Source organism: Oleiphilus sp. HI0066, from assembly GCF_001635725.1.
The window spans coordinates 1-789 of sequence record NZ_LWFH01000314.1; the positions used below are offsets into that span (position 1 = coordinate 1).

General features: G+C 46.1%; 2 pseudogenes. Both read left to right on the top strand.

The window, feature by feature from the left end:
- A pseudogene (locus A3738_RS30575) lies at positions 1 to 338 on the top strand (UDP-N-acetylmuramoyl-tripeptide--D-alanyl-D-alanine ligase); the annotation flags it as partial.
- Positions 338 to 789, top strand: a pseudogene (locus A3738_RS04645) (phospho-N-acetylmuramoyl-pentapeptide-transferase); the annotation flags it as partial. The pseudogenes A3738_RS30575 and A3738_RS04645, both read left to right, overlap by 1 nt.

Below are 789 nucleotides of genomic sequence, written 5' to 3' on the forward strand. Positions count from 1 at the left end.
CGATGAAAGCGGCTTTAGACGTATTGGCAGCTCACGGCGGCAATCGCATTGCTGTTTTAGGTGAACTGGGCGAATTAGGTTCGCTAGCAGGAGAAATGCACAGGGGGCTTGCGCAGTACGCAAGTGAACTCCCAGTGGACGAAGTCTGGTTATTGGGTCATTTTGCTTTGGAAATGGCGAGTGAGATCGGCGAAAAAGCAAACGTATTTGAAAGTAAAAGCGAAATTGCAGAGGCATTGGCGCAACTATCTGACCTACCAGCGACAGTTTTATTAAAAGCATCGCGTTTTGTCGCACTTGAGGAAGTTATTGAATTGTTTAGGCGAGGTCATGCGTAATGCTTTTCTGGTTGGCTGAAGTTTTCAGCGAATATTTTAGTTTTCTATCAGTTTTTCAATATCTCACGTTCCGAGGGATATTGGGGATTATTACAGCGCTATTGATCGCATTGTGGGTCGGCCCTCATATGATTAATAAGCTAACAACGCGTCAGATTGGTCAGTCGGTACGTGACGATGGGCCGCAATCTCACTTGAGTAAAGCAGGTACGCCGACAATGGGCGGTGCCTTGATTCTCGTAGCCATCGGCATTGCAACGCTGTTATGGGCGGATCTTAGTAATCGCTATGTATGGATCACTTTGTTTGTTTGTCTTGCATTTGGTGCGATCGGTTGGGTCGACGATTATCGAAAAGTGGTCGAGAAAAACTCAAAAGGTCTTCCGGCTCGTTGGAAATATTTCTGGCAATCTNTTGCTGCGATTGTTGCTGCTTTCGCCTTGTATTTAAC